This is a genomic window from Pseudoalteromonas sp. CR1 (assembly GCF_019392235.1).
GTDB lineage: Bacteria > Pseudomonadota > Gammaproteobacteria > Enterobacterales > Alteromonadaceae > Pseudoalteromonas.
The window spans coordinates 1-245 of the sequence record NZ_JAHXRM010000527.1 but is presented as its reverse complement, the minus strand read 5'-3'; the positions used below and the strand labels follow the sequence as shown (position 1 = coordinate 245).

Here is a 245-nt window from a genome sequence, read left to right as displayed (position 1 = left end):
CGAGCACAAACAACAGCAATTTGAGCGGCAGGGAAATGGTCATGGGCGAGACCATTTGCATGCCCAATGCCAGGAGCAGGTTGGAGACAATCAGGTCGATCACGATGAACGGGATATAGATTAAAAACCCGATCTCGAACCCCGCCTGCAACTGCGACAGCACAAATGCCGGCACCAGCAGGATCAAGTCCTCGCGCTGGACGTCCTGCGCCATCTGCGCCGGCCACATGCGCGCGGTGTTTTCC

At 57.1% G+C, this 245-nt stretch carries 1 pseudogene; it reads right to left on the bottom strand.

From position 1 onward, the window contains the following. Positions 1–245 (bottom strand): annotated as a pseudogene (locus tag KZZ04_RS20410) (EscR/YscR/HrcR family type III secretion system export apparatus protein); the annotation flags it as partial.